The sequence below is a fragment of the Thalassococcus sp. BH17M4-6 genome (assembly GCF_049323015.1).
Taxonomy (GTDB): domain Bacteria; phylum Pseudomonadota; class Alphaproteobacteria; order Rhodobacterales; family Rhodobacteraceae; genus Puniceibacterium.
Genome location: NZ_JBMPGU010000005.1, coordinates 68,807 through 82,959, shown reverse-complemented (window position 1 = coordinate 82,959; position 14,153 = coordinate 68,807). Strand labels below are relative to the sequence as shown.

Here is a 14,153-nt window from a genome sequence, read left to right as displayed (position 1 = left end):
GTCGCCAAAGTCGGCAGGAAAACAGCCGCACCGGACGGAGGGTGACATGCCGGGACACGGGGCCAGCACAACCGATACGCATCACCTGCCGCAGACACTGGAGCCGCGCAATCCCGGCCAGCCGCTGGATCTGGACTGGGTGATGCGCGCGACCGCGAACCGGTCGGCGATCGAACGTCGCGCGGCCGGCCTGCCGGGGCGGCGGTCGGTCAAGAAGGAGTATCAGGCGGCCTGGCTGGCGCGCGCGGTGTCCTGCATCGACCTCACGACCTTGGCGGGCGACGACACGCCCGGCCGCGTTGCGCGGCTCTGCGCCAAGGCGCGCCAGCCGGTGCGGGCCGACCTGCTGGAGGCCCTGGGCCTGCCAAACCTGACCACCGGCGCGGTCTGTGTCTATCACGACATGATCGCGTCTGCGGTGGCGGCGCTTCAGGGATCGGGCATACCCGTCGCCGCGGTCAGCACGGGCTTTCCGGCGGGGTTGTCGCCGTTTCACCTGCGCGTGGCCGAGATCGGCGAATCGGTGGCGGCGGGGGCTGCGGAAATCGACATCGTGATCTCGCGCCGCCACGTGCTGACCGGCAACTGGCAGGGACTGTACGACGAGATGGCCGCCTTCCGCGCCGCCTGCGGCACCGCACACGTCAAGGCGATTCTTGCGACCGGAGAGTTGGGAACGCTGCAGAACGTCGCCCGCGCGTCGCTCGTTTGCATGATGGCCGGGGCGGATTTCATCAAGACATCGACCGGCAAGGAAGGCGTGAACGCGACGCTGCCCGTGACGCTGGTGATGCTGCGCGCGATCCGGGACTATCACCAGGCGACCGGCTTTCGCGTCGGGTACAAACCGGCGGGCGGGATATCCAAGGCCAAGGATGCGCTGGTTTACCTGGCCCTGATCAAGGAGGAGCTGGGAAATCGCTGGCTGATGCCCGATCTGTTCCGCTTTGGCGCCTCGAGCCTTCTGGGCGACATAGAGCGGCAGTTGGAACACCATGTCACTGGGGCCTATTCCGCCTCCTGGCGACACGCGATGAGTTGACGGGCGCGGAATTCTCAAGAATTCCGATCCGTTTTCCTGAAGGAAAACGCGCCCCAGAGGAGAGGGCAGGACAATGACAGTCAGCGAGATTTTCGAGACAATGGAATACGGCCCCGCCCCCGAAAGCGCGGGGGATGCGCTGGCCTGGATCGTCGATCAGGGCAGCCGCTTCGGACATTTCATCGACGGCGCGATGACCGCGCCCGGCGACGGCTTCGACAGCCGCAATCCCGCCACCGGTGAGGTGCTGGCGACGCTGACACAGGCGACGCAGTCCGATGTCGACGCCGCCGTCGCCGCCGCGCGGCGCGCGCAAGCCAAATGGGCGGACCTCGGCGGGCCGGGGCGGGCGCGCTACCTTTATGCGCTTGCGCGGCTCTTGCAGAAACACGCGCGGCTTTTCGCGGTGCTGGAAACGCTCGACAACGGCAAACCCATCCGCGAAAGCCGCGACATCGACATTCCGCTGGCGCAGCGGCATTTCTATTACCACGCCGGCATGGCGCAGCTGATGGACAGCGAATTACCCGACCGCGAGGCGCTGGGCGTCGGCGGCCAGATCATCCCGTGGAACTTTCCGCTGCTGATGCTGGCCTGGAAAGTCGCGCCGGCCCTGGCCATGGGCAACACGGTGGTGCTGAAACCGGCGGAATACACGTCGCTCACCGCGCTGCTTTTCGCCGACATCTGCCGCCAGGCCGGGCTGCCCAAAGGCGTGGTCAACATCGTCACCGGCGATGGCGCCGTGGGCGAAATGATCGTCAACGCAAAGGTCGACAAGATCGCCTTCACCGGCTCGACCGAGGTCGGGCGCCGCATCCGCGAGGCGACGGCGGGGTCGGGCAAGGCGCTCACGCTCGAGCTTGGCGGCAAGTCGCCCTACATCGTCTTCGAGGATGCCGATATCGACAGCGCCATCGAAGGTCTGGTCGATGCAATCTGGTTCAACCAGGGGCAGGTCTGCTGTGCCGGATCGCGGCTGATCGTGCAGGAGGGCATAGCCGAGGCCTTCTATGCCAAGCTGCGCGCGCGGATGGACAAGCTGCGCATCGGCGATCCGCTCGACAAATGCATCGACGTGGGCGCCATCGTCGATCCGGTGCAGCATGCCCGGATCACCGATCTGGTCGGCGCCAATGCCGAAGGCGACACCTACCAGGCCGCCACGCCGCTGCCGGACGGCTGCTTTTACCCGCCGACGCTGATCACCGGGCTCAGCCCGGCGTCGCATCTCATGCAGGAAGAGATCTTTGGCCCGGTCCTCACCGCGACGACATTTCGCACCCCGGCTGAGGCGGTCGAGATCGCCAACAACACCCGCTACGGGCTGGCCGCGACGCTCTGGTCCGAGAACGTCAACGTCGCGCTCGACATCGCGCCGAAACTGGCCGCCGGCGTGGTCTGGATCAACGGCACCAACATGTTCGACGCCGCGGCAGGCTTTGGTGGCGTGCGCGAATCCGGCTTCGGGCGCGAAGGTGGCTGGGAAGGGCTGATGGCCTACACCCGCGCCAAGGGCACAGCGAAAAGGCTGCAGCCGGTCAAGCCGTTCAGCGGCGACACGGCAGAGGCGCAGCCGGTTGACCGCACCGCGAAGCTTTACATCGGGGGCAAACAGGCGCGGCCGGACGGTGGCTATGCCCGCAACATCTTTGACCGGTCGGGCAAGCTGATCGGGCAGGCCCCCATTGCAAATCGCAAGGACATCCGCAACGCGGTCGAGGCGGCGCGCGGCGCCAAGGCGTGGTCCGGCACCACGGCGCATCTGCGTGCGCAAATCCTTTACTACATCGCGGAAAACCTTGCCGCCCGCGCGGACGGGTTCGCCACGCTGATCAACCGCCTGACCGGCGCACGTTCAGGCGCGAAAGAGGTGGACGCAGCCATCAAGCGCCTTTTCACCTATGCCGCGTGGGCCGACAAGTTCGACGGGCAGGTCCGGTCCGTGCCGATGCGCGGCGTGGCGCTGGCGATGCGCGAACCCTGCGGCGTGATCGGTGCGCTTTGCCCGGACCACCTGCCACTATTGGGGCTGGTATCGGCCATGGCGCCTGCCATCGCCATGGGCAACCGCGTGGTGCTGGTGGCGTCAGAGCCGTTCCCGCTGGCCGCGACGGAGTTCTATCAGGTGCTCGAGACATCCGACGTGCCGGGCGGGGTGGTGAACATCCTGACCGGCAAGCACGAAGAGCTTGCCCCGACCCTGGCCAGCCACATGGATATCGACGCGATCTGGAGCTTTTCGTCCAGCGACCTTTCCGAAGGGATCGAACGCGCGTCAGCGGGCAACCTCAAACGCAGCTGGGTCAACGACTCCCGGTCGCGCGACTGGATGTCGGCAGAGGGCGAAGGCCGCGCCTTTCTGGACGCCGCGACCGAGGTCAAGACCGTTTGGGTGCCCTACGGCGCCTGAGTGCCTCCGGCGTCGTCCACCGCCTCGAGCAGATCGCCAGGCTGACAATCGAGCACGTCGCAGATGCGGGCCAGCGTCTCGAAGCGGATGCCCTTGACCTTGCCCGATTTCAGCAGCGAAATGTTCTGCTCGGTGATTCCGACCCGTTCGGCCAGTTCGCGCGACCGCATCTTGCGCCGCGCCAGCATCACGTCCAGCCGCACCACGATCTGCATCAGACGAACCCGGCGTTGTCGCGCGCGATGTCGACCGCTTGGCGCATCACCAGCCCGATCATCAGCATCAGCGACGCGGCAAGGGCAAGGCCCAGGTCGGTGCTGCCAAAGCCAAGGGCCAGCGTCCGCTCGCCCGCCGGTGCGCCCAGCGTCAGGGCCAGCGTGTCCCCTGTGCGCCGCAGCACCCCCATCGCCGCCTGTGCGACCAGCCCGCAACCGATTCCGCTGATCGCTGCCGCCGCCTCGACGCTCAGCGCCGCGTCGCGGGAATAGGCCCGGCAGAGGCGCGCCGCCGGGATCAGCGTCGCGATCACCGCCGCGCCCGACAGCGCCGCCATGACCAGCAGTAGGATCCGCGCGCCCGGCCCCAGCGCCGCGCCGACCCGATCCAGGCCCAGCTCTTCGGCGCGGGCATCGGCCAGCCGCTGCGGGTCGAGCACGGTCCAGCCCCAGGACAGGACAACGATGACGATGCCGGCCAGGGCGGCGTAACGCAGGAATTCCGCAAAGCGGCGGGTGTCGGTAGGCAGGGATGTCATTGGCGTGACCTCTTGTCTTGCTTTTATAAATTAACGTATAACAATAAAAAATGATTCCACAATAGGAGAATATCATGAAAACTGCCGTCCTCGCCCTGTTCTTCGCCCTCACCGCCTGCAGCGCGGTCGACCCGGTCACGCTGATGCGCCTGTCGGGCCTTTCCCCGCTCGAGGCCGACCCCGGCGACTTTGAGGTGATCGCGCACCTGCCGGACGGGCTGGATCTGCCCGACGGCGGCGCGGAACTCAGCCTCTCCGCCACCCGCGGGGACCAAAGCCTTGAAGGGCGGTACATCCTCGAACGCCGCGGCGCCGCCGAGGCACGGCGCCTGCGTGTGGCCCCGGCGGATCTGGTGCCGCTGCGCCGTCTGCAGGCCCGGATCCGTGCGTGGGAAGCGGTCGATCCCGACGGCACCACCGGCAGCATGAGCCTGTCCATCACCGCCTGCCGCACCGGCGCGGGCCCCGACCCCGACGACCGGATGTCCGCCGGGATCATCCTCGAACCCGGCGGCCCGGAGCGGCCGCTGCTGCGCCCGGTCAAGGTGCGGCGCTACGAAGAAATGCTCGCTGAAACGGCAAAAAGCGGCGTAAAGGCCTGCACGGATGTCCCATGACATTGAGATTTCACAATGCCGATGTTATCTTTTGACCACGTCCGGCGCCGGGACGTTTTGCGGCGCGCGACCTGAAGGAGGACAATGTCCTGTCAGCAACGGCAAATGCGGCCGCAGCCGCAACCCCGGGAATGCCCGTGATGGGTGTGACCGACCTGGATGTGACCAGCGAAACGATCCTCGCGGCAATCCTCAAATCCCTCGATGACAACAAGGCCGAAGAGGTCGTGCAGATCGATCTGCGCGGCAAGACCGCTATTGGCGATTACATGGTGATCTGCTCGGGCCGGTCCTCGCGTCAGGTGGCGGCGCTGGCCGACAAGCTGATCGAGGATCTCAAGCACGACTTCGGCATCTCGGCCAAGGTCGAAGGCAAGGACACCGGCGACTGGGTTCTCATCGACGCAGGCGACGTGATCGTGCACGTCTTCCGCCCGGAAGTGCGCGACTTCTACCAGCTTGAAAAGATGTGGCTGCCCGCCGGTCTGCAAACGGGTGCCAAGACCCAGTAATGCGGGTGCATCTGTGCGTCGTGGGCCGGCTGCGGGCCGGTCCCGAACGCGACCTGATCCAGGACTATCTGCAGCGGTTCGACCGAACCGGGCGGGGCATCGGCCTCGGCCCGGCTGCGGTGCACGAGGTCGAGGACCGCAAGGGCGGCGGCATGGCGGCCGAGGCGGCGCTCCTGCGCAAGGCGCTGCCCGCGGGCGCGACGCTCTGCGCGCTGGATGAGCGCGGGCAGGTCATGACCTCACCCGATTTCGCGCAACGGATGGTCGGCTGGCGCGACGCGGGCACCGGCGATCTGGCCTTTGTCATCGGCGGCGCCGACGGCATCGATCCTGCGCTGCGCGACGAGGCGCAGCAGCTTCTGTCCTTCGGCAAGATGGTCTGGCCGCACATGCTGGCGCGGGTAATGCTCGCCGAACAGCTCTACCGCGCCGCGTCGATCCTTTCGGGCGGCCCCTACCACCGGGCCTGATCCTCCCCCTTCTTCTTGGCAAAATACCTCCAGAGAGCACGAGAGACAGCGTCTCTCGTATCGCCCTGGCGATCCTTCAGCTGTAGGCATAGACCAGCAGCACGACGCCCAGAATGACGCGGTAGATCACGTACGGCGTGTAGCTCACCGACCGCAAGAGCCGCATCATCAGGCTCAGCGCCAGAAGCGCCGCGAGAAAGGCAAAGGCGGCGGCGATCGCCCCGTCGCGGGCCGCCTGCAGGTCGGCGGTACCCACCACCTCGATCCCCAGCAGCGCGCCCGAGGCCAGGATCGTCGGGATCGACATCAGCATCGCCAGCTTCGCCGCGTCGGTCCGGGCATAGCCCAACTGCCGCGCCGCGGTGATCGTGATGCCCGACCGCGATGTGCCGGGGATCAGCGCCACCGCCTGCCAGAGCCCCATGACAAGGGCATCCCGCAACGTCCAGTCACGCGCGGTCTTGGCCTCGGCCCCGGTCCGGTCAGCCCAGTAAAGCACCAGCCCGAAGATCAGCATCGCCCAGCCGATCACCGCGACCGAGCGCAAGGCGTCATCAAGTCCGCTTAATTTCAAGGCAAGTCCGACCAGGATCACCGGGACGGTCGCGATGGCAAGGCAAAGCGCAAGGAATGCCCCTTGCGTGTCGACCCGGCCTTGCAGCAGTCTCAGGGTCCCGGCGGCGGCGATCTTCACGTCGGCCCAGAAATACAGGATGACCGCAAGCAGGGTGCCCAGATGCACCGCCACATCAAGCACCTGCCCCTGATCCTGCATCCCGGTCAGGCCGGGCATCAGAATCAGGTGGCCCGAAGAGGAAACCGGCAGGAACTCGGTGATCCCCTGGACCAGCGCCAGGAGGAGAAGGTGAAAAAGGCTCATGCGGCTGCTCTGTGTCTGTTCGCAGACGGGTATAAGCGGCCCATTTTCAAAGGGAAGCTGTAATTTAGGTCCGAAATGATACCTAAAATGCTGTAGTGCAGCATGAAAATCGGCTCCGCAGCGAAAACTTTCTGAATATAGGTCAGCATCTTTTACTTTTCTTCTGTCCTGTCATTGCGTAAAGAAGCGCAACCACTCAAAAAGCGGAGTTGTACGCGCCATGGCGAAGCAGCCGATGTTGAAGTTCGTTAAGATCGAGCGGGCCATGCCCGAAAAGCGGGATGCAAACGTCCGCGCGAAGGATTTTCACGAGATCTATGCGGAATATGCCGATGCGAAGGCGAAAGAGCAGTCCGGACGTTGCAGCCAGTGCGGCGTGCCCTATTGCCAAAGCCATTGCCCGCTGCACAACAACATCCCAGACTGGCTGCGCCTGACCGCCGAAGGCCGCCTGCAAGAGGCCTATGAGGTCAGCCAGGCCACCAACACCTTCCCCGAGATCTGCGGCCGCATCTGCCCGCAGGACCGCCTGTGCGAAGGCAACTGCGTGATCGAGCAGTCGGGCCACGGCACTGTCACCATCGGCGCGGTCGAAAAATACATCACCGACACGGCATGGGAAGAAGGCTGGGTCCAGCCGATCAAGCCCCGTGCCGAACGCACCGAATCCGTCGGCATCATCGGTGCCGGCCCAGGCGGGCTGGCGGCGGCGGATGTGCTGCGGCGGCAGGGCGTTCAGGTCACGATCTACGACCGCTACGACCGGTCGGGCGGGCTGCTGACCTATGGCATTCCCGGCTTCAAGCTGGAGAAAGATGTGGTGATGCGCCGCAACGCGCAGCTGGAAGAGGGCGGCGTGCGCTTCAAGATGAACTGCAGCGTCGGAGAGGATCTTTCGTTCGAAGAGATCCGCGACCAGCACGACGCGGTCATCATCGCCACCGGCGTCTACAAGACCCGCGACCTTCAGGGCCCGGGATCGGGGGCCAAGGGCATCGTCCGCGCCATCGATTACCTGACTGCGTCCAACCGCAAGAGTTTCGGCGACGAGGTGCCGGAATTCGACAGCGGTGAGTTGAATGCCGAGGGCAAGAAGATCGTCGTGATCGGCGGCGGCGACACCGCGATGGACTGCGTGCGGACCGCGATCCGTCAGGGCGCGACATCTGTCAAATGCCTCTATCGCCGGGACCGCGCCAACATGCCCGGCTCGCAGCGCGAGGTGCAGAATGCCGAGGAAGAAGGCGTGAAGTTCGAATGGCTGACCGCGCCCAAGGGGTTCAAGGGCGATCCGGTGACCGGTGTCATCGTCGAAAAGATGCGCCTGGGGCTGCCCGACGCCACGGGCCGCCAAAGCCCCGAGGTGATCGAGGGGTCGGATTATGTCGAAGAGGCCGACATCGTGATCAAGGCGCTGGGGTTCGAGCCCGAGGACCTGCCGACGCTCTGGGGTCAGCCGGAACTCGCCGTGACCCGCTGGGGCACGGTGCGGGCGGAATTCACCACCGGCGCGACCGATCTGGACGGGGTCTATGCCATCGGCGACATCGTTCGCGGCGCGAGCCTCGTGGTCTGGGCCATCCGTGACGGACGCGATTGCGCCGAAGCCATCCTCGAGCGGTTCAACACCGCGGGATCGGTGGCGGCGGAATGAGCGCGGAGCGCCAAAAGCTGCATGGCCGCTGCCTCTGCGGCGCGGTCGAGGTTTCGGTGGGCGATCCGCCGGGCTGGGTCGGCATCTGCCATTGCGACATGTGCAAGCGCTGGTCCGGGGCGGTCTTTGCCGCCTTTCCCGCGAAAGAGGTGGCGCTGACCGGTCCGGTGGTCGAACACGCCTCATCGCCTGCATCGTTCCGGGCGTTCTGCGGGACCTGCGGCAGCCACCTTTACATGCGTGACGAAGGCCGCGACGAACACGACCTGATGCCGGGGCTTTTCGCCGGGGCGCGGGACTGGCCGGTGAAATCCGAAATCTACACCGACCGCGCCCTGTGCTGGGCGCAGCCGCAGGGCGACCATAATCGGGCGACCGAAGCAGAATACGAAGCAATGAACCCATCCCCCGTGGGAGAGCCGACATGAGACAGACCAAGCTGGCTATCACATTCGCAGCGGTTTTGCTCGCCAGCGAGACGGCGCAGGCCGAAACGCAGCCTTATGCCGGACAGGACCAGCGCGCCATCGCGTCTCTGTCCGAGCAGGATATCGAGGCGCTGCTGGCGGGTCGCGGCTGGGGCTTTGCCAAGGCAGCGGAACTCAACGGCTATCCCGGTCCGTCACATGTGCTCGACCTCGCCCCGGACCTGGGGCTGAGCGACGATCAGCGCGCGCAGGTGCAGGCCGTGTTCGACGCGATGCAGGCAGAGGCGCGGGTGCTGGGGGCGGAATATGTCGCCGCCGAGGCAGCACTGGACCGCGGCTTTGCCGAAGGCGTGATCGACGCCGAGACATTGACCGACCTGACCGCTGACGCGGCGCGGATCGAGGCGCAGTTGCGCGCCGTACATCTGGCGGCACATCTTGAAACCGCGCCGATTCTGACGCGGCACCAAACCATGCTTTACAATCAGGCCCGCGGTTACGGCGATGCCGGACACGGCCAGCACGACGGCCACTAAGGAGGACCTCCTATGACCAAGTACGATGAAAACTGGGTGCGGGCAGAAGAAGCCAAGCGCAAGTGGATGGCCGAGAACGGCATGTATTCCGAAGCCGACGAGCATTCCTCCTGCGGCGTCGGTCTTGTGGTCAGTCTGGACGGAAAACCCAGCCGGCAGGTCGTGGATTCGGGAATCAACGCGCTCAAGGCGATCTGGCACCGCGGCGCTGTCGATGCGGATGGCAAGACCGGTGACGGCGCGGGCATTCACGTGCAGATTCCGGTGTCGTTCTTCTACGATCAGATCGACCGCACTGGTCACGCCCCCCGCAAGGACGAGCTGATTGCCGTGGGCCAGGTGTTCCTGCCGCGCACGAACTTTGGCGCGCAGGAAGCCTGCCGGACCATCGTGGAAACCGAAGTGCTGCGCATGGGGCATTATATCTACGGCTGGCGGCACGTGCCGGTGAACGTCGACTGCTTGGGGGAAAAAGCCAACGCGACGCGGCCCGAGATCGAGCAGATCCTGATCTCGAACGCCAAGGGCGTGGACGAGGAAACCTTTGAACGCGAGCTTTACGTGATCCGCCGCCGCATCGAAAAGGCCGCGGCCAGCGCCGGGATCAACGGACTTTACATCGCGTCACTGTCCTGCCGGTCGATCATCTACAAGGGCATGATGCTGGCCGAGCAGGTGGCGGATTTCTATCCCGATCTGCAGGACGAACGGTTTGAATCGGCCTTCGCGATCTATCACCAGCGCTATTCCACCAACACCTTTCCGCAGTGGTGGCTGGCGCAGCCCTTCCGCATGCTCGCCCACAACGGCGAGATCAACACGCTCAAGGGCAACGTCAACTGGATGAAAAGCCATGAAATCCGCATGGCCTCGGCGACCTTTGGCGACATGGCCGAGGATATCAAGCCGATCATCGCCAACGGCGCGTCCGACTCCGCCGCGCTTGACGGGGTGTTCGAGGTGCTGGTGCGCGCGGGCCGGTCGGCGCCGATGGCCAAGACCATGCTGATCCCTGAATCGTGGTCCAAGCAGGCCATTGAGTTGCCGCAGTCGTGGCGCGACATGTATTCCTACTGCAACTCGGTGATGGAGCCGTGGGACGGCCCAGCCGCCCTGGCCATGACCGATGGCCGCTGGGTCTGCGGCGGGCTGGACCGCAACGGCCTGCGCCCGATGCGCTATGTCGTCACCGGCGACGGGCTGCTGATCGCCGGATCCGAGGCTGGGATGGTCCCGGTGAACGAAGGCACGGTGCGAGAAAAGGGCGCGCTGGGCCCAGGCCAGATGATCGCCGTCGACATGAAAGAGGGCAAGCTTTACCACGACGTCGAAATCAAGGACCGTCTTGCGGGCAATCAGCCATTCGGTGAATGGGTCGGCAAGATCAATGAACTTGATTCCGCGATGGCCAAGATCACCGAAAAGCCGATCTTCGAAGGCGCGGAATTGCGCCGCCGTCAGATCGCCGCCGGTTACACCATCGAAGAGCTCGAGCAGATCCTCGCCCCGATGGCCGAGGACGGCAAGGAAACGCTGGCGTCGATGGGCGATGACACGCCCTCTGCGGTGCTTTCGAAGAAGTACCGCCCGCTGTCGCACTATTTCCGCCAGAATTTCAGTCAGGTGACGAACCCGCCGATCGACAGCTTGCGCGAATTCCGTGTGATGAGCCTGAAGACCCGGTTCGGCAACCTCAAGAACGTGCTCGACGAATCCTCGGCCCAGACTGAAATTCTGGTGCTCGACAGCCCGTTCGTGGGCAACGCGCAGTTCGACGATCTGAGCACGCATTTCAACGCCGGCATGGTCGAGATCGACTGCACATTCCCCGTGGGCGCGGGCAAGGACGCGCTGCGCCACGGGTTGGAGCGGATCCGCGCAGAGGCCGAGGATGCGGTGCGCTCGGGCGCGGGGCATCTGAACCTGACCGATCAGCACCAGTCCGAAGACAAGGTCGCGATGCCAATGATCCTGGCCACCAGCGCGGTGCACAGCCATCTGACGCGCAAGGGCCTGCGGACCTTCTGTTCGCTCAATGTGCGCAGCGCCGAATGCATCGACCCGCATTACTTTGCCGTGCTGATCGGTGCCGGTGCCACGGTGGTCAACGCCTACCTCGCCGAGGACAGCCTGGCCGACCGCATCAGCCGCGGTCTGCTTGACCTGAGCCTGACCGAAGCCGTGGCCAAGTACCGCGAGGCGGTGGATCAGGGCCTGCTCAAGATCATGTCGAAGATGGGCATCTCGGTGATCTCGTCCTATCGTGGCGGCCTGAATTTCGAGGCCGTTGGCCTGAGCCGCGCGATGTGTGCGGAATACTTCCCCGGCATGATCAGCCGGATCAGCGGCATCGGTGTCAGCGGCATCCAGACCAAGGCCGAAGAGGTGCACAGCCTCGGGTTCCGCGGCGGACGTGACGTGCTGCCCATCGGCGGTTTCTACAAGGCGCGCAAGACCGGCGAAACCCATGCCTGGGGCGCGCAGACGATGCACCTGATGCAGGCGGCCTGCAACAAGGCCAGCTATGAGCTGTGGAAGACCTATTCCAAGGCGATGCAGGCCAACCCGCCGATCCATCTGCGGGACCTGCTGGCGATGAAACCCATCGGCCCCGCCGTGCCACTGGAAGAGGTGGAAAGCATCACCTCGATCCGCAAGCGGTTCGTGACGCCGGGCATGTCGCTGGGTGCGCTGAGCCCCGAGGCGCACAAGACGCTGAACGTTGCGATGAACCGCATCGGTGCCAAGTCCGACAGCGGCGAGGGCGGCGAGGATCCGGCACATTTCGTGCCCGAACCCAACGGCGACAACCCGTCTGCCAAGATCAAGCAGGTGGCGTCGGGCCGGTTCGGTGTGACGGCGGAATACCTCAACCAATGCGAAGAGCTTGAGATCAAGGTGGCCCAGGGCGCCAAGCCCGGTGAGGGCGGCCAGCTTCCGGGGATGAAGGTCACCGACCTGATCGCGCGGCTGCGCCATTCGACCAAGGGTGTCACCCTGATCAGCCCGCCGCCGCACCACGACATCTATTCGATCGAGGATCTGGCGCAGCTGATCTACGACCTCAAGCAGATCAACCCGCGCTGCAAGGTGACGGTCAAGCTTGTGGCGTCCAGCGGTGTCGGCACGATCGCGGCGGGTGTGGCCAAGGCCAAGGCCGACATCATCCTGATTTCCGGCCATAACGGCGGTACGGGTGCCAGCCCGGCGACCAGCATCAAATACGCCGGTCTGCCCTGGGAAATGGGCCTGACCGAAGCGCACCAGGTGCTGTCGATGAACAACCTGCGCAGCCGGGTCACCCTGCGCACCGACGGCGGTCTGCGCACCGGGCGCGACATCGTCATGGCGGCGATGATGGGGGCCGAGGAATACGGCATCGGCACCGCCGCGCTGATCGCCATGGGCTGCATCATGGTGCGCCAGTGCCAGTCGAACACCTGCCCCGTCGGCGTCTGCACGCAGGACGAGGATCTGCGCGCCAAGTTCACTGGCAATGCCGACAAGGTGGTCAACCTGATCACCTTCTACGCCACCGAGGTGCGCGAAATCCTCGCCTCTATCGGGGCGCGGTCGCTGGATGACGTGATCGGGCGGGCCGACCTTCTGCGGCAAGTCAGCCGCGGCTCGGATCATCTGGACGATCTCGACCTCAACCCTCTGCTGATCAAGGTCGATGGGTCCGACGACATCGTCTATGACCGCGACAAGCCCCGCAACCCGGTGCTGGACACGCTGGATGCGGAAATCGTGCGCGACGCCGCGCGGTTCCTGGAGGAAGGAGAGAAGATGCAGCTGTCCTATGCGGTGCAGAATACCCACCGCACCGTCGGCACGCGCACCAGCAGCCACATCGTGCGCAAGTTCGGCATGCGCAACGCACTGCAACCCAACCACCTGACGATCAAGCTGTCGGGCTCTGCCGGACAGTCGCTGGGGGCCTTTGCCGCACCGGGGCTGAAGCTCGAGGTGTCGGGCGATGCCAACGACTATGTCGGCAAGGGCCTGTCGGGTGGCACCATCGTCGTGCGTCCGCCGATGCATTCGCCGCTTACCGCGTCGGACAATACCATCATCGGCAACACCGTGCTTTATGGCGCGACCGAGGGGTACCTGTTCGCCGCAGGCCGCGCGGGCGAACGGTTCGCGGTGCGCAACTCGGGCGCCAAGGTCGTGGTTGAAGGCTGCGGGTCGAACGGTTGCGAATACATGACCGGCGGGGTCGCGGTGATCCTGGGGGCTGTAGGCGCCAACTTTGGTGCGGGCATGACCGGCGGGATGGCCTATCTGTACGATCCCGATGGCAAGGCCAATGACCTGATGAACCACGAAAGCATCGTGACCTGTCCAGTCACCGTGGATCACTGGCTGACCGAGCTGGAAGAGCTGATCGAACGGCACGCGGCTGAGACCGGCAGCCGCAAGGCGCAGGACATCCTGCAGCATTGGGAGCTGGAGCGCGGCAACTTCGTGCAGGTCTGCCCGAAGGAAATGCTGGACAAGATTCCGCATCCTCTGAGCATCGAAGCCTCGGCGATGCCTGCCGAATAGGTGCCGGATCACGGATCATGAGGGGCCGCGTCGCATGGCGTGGTCCTTTTCCGTCGGGCGGTGTGAAATCGCCCCGGAACCGCCACATTATTCCCAGACTGTCACCCAATTCGGATGCGATCCACTGATTGTCTGGGCGACAAGGACAATGCCCGCGGCGGGCACGCAGATGTTGCATCAATCCCGGATCGCCGAAACGGCGCTCGAACGGCCATCCTCCTCTGTGGCTGTCGACGCCGACCCGGCGCGACATTCGGGCCGTTGGTTGACGAAAAGGGTTTCCCGCATCGCGGTGC

General features: G+C 65.1%; 12 protein-coding genes. 9 read left to right on the top strand and 3 right to left on the bottom strand.

The annotated features are described in order from the left end of the window. Nucleotides 1-46 precede the first annotated feature (46 nt). Complete coding sequence (gene deoC / locus ACOXXX_RS09120; RefSeq protein ID WP_422826257.1) at nucleotides 47-1,042, top strand: deoxyribose-phosphate aldolase; 996 nt, start codon at nucleotides 47-49, stop codon at nucleotides 1,040-1,042. Between the two features lie 73 nt (nucleotides 1,043-1,115). Next, a complete protein-coding gene (locus ACOXXX_RS09115; protein ID WP_422826256.1) occupies nucleotides 1,116-3,455 on the top strand; it encodes an aldehyde dehydrogenase family protein in 2,340 nt (779 codons plus the stop codon). On the opposite strand, the gene ACOXXX_RS09110 is transcribed toward ACOXXX_RS09115, so the two are convergent. Both ACOXXX_RS09110 and ACOXXX_RS09105 read right to left on the bottom strand, forming a co-directional pair. Then, nucleotides 3,443-3,670: a helix-turn-helix domain-containing protein gene (locus tag ACOXXX_RS09110; RefSeq protein WP_422826255.1), complete on the bottom strand. Its 228-nt coding sequence runs from the start codon at nucleotides 3,668-3,670 to the stop codon at nucleotides 3,443-3,445. The two genes, ACOXXX_RS09115 and ACOXXX_RS09110, sit on opposite strands and share 13 nt — an antisense overlap. After that, the gene (locus tag ACOXXX_RS09105) at nucleotides 3,670-4,209 is read right to left on the bottom strand and encodes a DUF2975 domain-containing protein (protein WP_422826254.1); all 540 of its coding nucleotides are present in this window, start codon (nucleotides 4,207-4,209) and stop codon (nucleotides 3,670-3,672) included. Before ACOXXX_RS09105 ends, ACOXXX_RS09110 begins: the two co-directional genes overlap by 1 nt. 74 nt (nucleotides 4,210-4,283) lie before the next feature. On the opposite strand from ACOXXX_RS09105, the gene ACOXXX_RS09100 reads away from it, so the two are divergent. From ACOXXX_RS09100 to rlmH, 3 genes are all read left to right on the top strand, one after another. Beyond that, complete coding sequence (locus tag ACOXXX_RS09100; RefSeq protein ID WP_422826253.1) at nucleotides 4,284-4,826, top strand: hypothetical protein; 543 nt, start codon at nucleotides 4,284-4,286, stop codon at nucleotides 4,824-4,826. A 131-nt stretch (nucleotides 4,827-4,957) separates the two neighbouring features. Then, nucleotides 4,958-5,338 carry a ribosome silencing factor gene (gene rsfS, locus ACOXXX_RS09095; RefSeq protein WP_422826252.1) on the top strand — a complete coding sequence of 127 codons (381 nt, stop codon included), beginning with the start codon at nucleotides 4,958-4,960 and terminating at the stop codon, nucleotides 5,336-5,338. Then, nucleotides 5,338-5,808, top strand: a complete 471-nt coding sequence (rlmH, locus tag ACOXXX_RS09090) for a 23S rRNA (pseudouridine(1915)-N(3))-methyltransferase RlmH (protein WP_422826251.1) — start codon at nucleotides 5,338-5,340, stop codon at nucleotides 5,806-5,808. Before rsfS ends, rlmH begins: the two co-directional genes overlap by 1 nt. Nucleotides 5,809-5,884: 76 nt before the next feature. Here the strand turns inward: rlmH and ACOXXX_RS09085 are convergent, their stop codons facing one another. Continuing rightward, nucleotides 5,885-6,688 (bottom strand): undecaprenyl-diphosphate phosphatase, encoded by an 804-nt coding sequence (locus ACOXXX_RS09085; RefSeq protein WP_422826250.1) that lies wholly within the window; start codon nucleotides 6,686-6,688, stop codon nucleotides 5,885-5,887. Nucleotides 6,689-6,908: 220 nt separating this feature from the next. Between ACOXXX_RS09085 and ACOXXX_RS09080 the strand changes: the two genes are divergently transcribed. The 4 genes from ACOXXX_RS09080 to gltB are packed head-to-tail and all read left to right on the top strand — an operon-like array spanning nucleotide 6,909 to nucleotide 13,857. Further along, complete coding sequence (locus tag ACOXXX_RS09080; RefSeq protein WP_422826249.1) at nucleotides 6,909-8,342, top strand: NAD(P)-dependent oxidoreductase; 1,434 nt, start codon at nucleotides 6,909-6,911, stop codon at nucleotides 8,340-8,342. Next, the gene (locus tag ACOXXX_RS09075; RefSeq protein ID WP_422826248.1) at nucleotides 8,339-8,770 is read left to right on the top strand and encodes a GFA family protein; all 432 of its coding nucleotides are present in this window, start codon (nucleotides 8,339-8,341) and stop codon (nucleotides 8,768-8,770) included. The genes ACOXXX_RS09080 and ACOXXX_RS09075 overlap by 4 nt, the downstream gene beginning before the upstream one ends. Continuing rightward, nucleotides 8,767-9,306: a hypothetical protein gene (locus ACOXXX_RS09070; protein ID WP_422826247.1), complete on the top strand. Its 540-nt coding sequence runs from the start codon at nucleotides 8,767-8,769 to the stop codon at nucleotides 9,304-9,306. The genes ACOXXX_RS09075 and ACOXXX_RS09070 overlap by 4 nt, the downstream gene beginning before the upstream one ends. Nucleotides 9,307-9,318: 12 nt before the next feature. After that, nucleotides 9,319-13,857, top strand: a complete 4,539-nt coding sequence (gene gltB / locus ACOXXX_RS09065) for a glutamate synthase large subunit (RefSeq protein ID WP_422826246.1) — start codon at nucleotides 9,319-9,321, stop codon at nucleotides 13,855-13,857. Nucleotides 13,858-14,153: the final 296 nt, after the last annotated feature.

Excerpts from the sequence above, each read along its gene's own strand:
- ACOXXX_RS09070 (WP_422826247.1), top strand. The coding sequence starts at position 8,767 with ATGAGACAGACCAAGCTGGCTATCACATTCGCAGCGGTTTTGCTCGCC.
- ACOXXX_RS09115 (WP_422826256.1), top strand. The coding sequence starts at position 1,116 with ATGACAGTCAGCGAGATTTTCGAGACAATGGAATACGGCCCCGCCCCC.
- deoC (WP_422826257.1), top strand. The coding sequence starts at position 47 with ATGCCGGGACACGGGGCCAGCACAACCGATACGCATCACCTGCCGCAG.
- gltB (WP_422826246.1), top strand. The coding sequence starts at position 9,319 with ATGACCAAGTACGATGAAAACTGGGTGCGGGCAGAAGAAGCCAAGCGC.
- rsfS (WP_422826252.1), top strand. The coding sequence starts at position 4,958 with ATGCCCGTGATGGGTGTGACCGACCTGGATGTGACCAGCGAAACGATC.
- ACOXXX_RS09110 (WP_422826255.1), bottom strand. The coding sequence starts at position 3,670 with ATGCAGATCGTGGTGCGGCTGGACGTGATGCTGGCGCGGCGCAAGATG.
- ACOXXX_RS09100 (WP_422826253.1), top strand. The coding sequence starts at position 4,284 with ATGAAAACTGCCGTCCTCGCCCTGTTCTTCGCCCTCACCGCCTGCAGC.
- ACOXXX_RS09105 (WP_422826254.1), bottom strand. The coding sequence starts at position 4,209 with ATGACATCCCTGCCTACCGACACCCGCCGCTTTGCGGAATTCCTGCGT.
- ACOXXX_RS09085 (WP_422826250.1), bottom strand. The coding sequence starts at position 6,688 with ATGAGCCTTTTTCACCTTCTCCTCCTGGCGCTGGTCCAGGGGATCACC.
- ACOXXX_RS09080 (WP_422826249.1), top strand. The coding sequence starts at position 6,909 with ATGGCGAAGCAGCCGATGTTGAAGTTCGTTAAGATCGAGCGGGCCATG.
- ACOXXX_RS09075 (WP_422826248.1), top strand. The coding sequence starts at position 8,339 with ATGAGCGCGGAGCGCCAAAAGCTGCATGGCCGCTGCCTCTGCGGCGCG.
- rlmH (WP_422826251.1), top strand. The coding sequence starts at position 5,338 with ATGCGGGTGCATCTGTGCGTCGTGGGCCGGCTGCGGGCCGGTCCCGAA.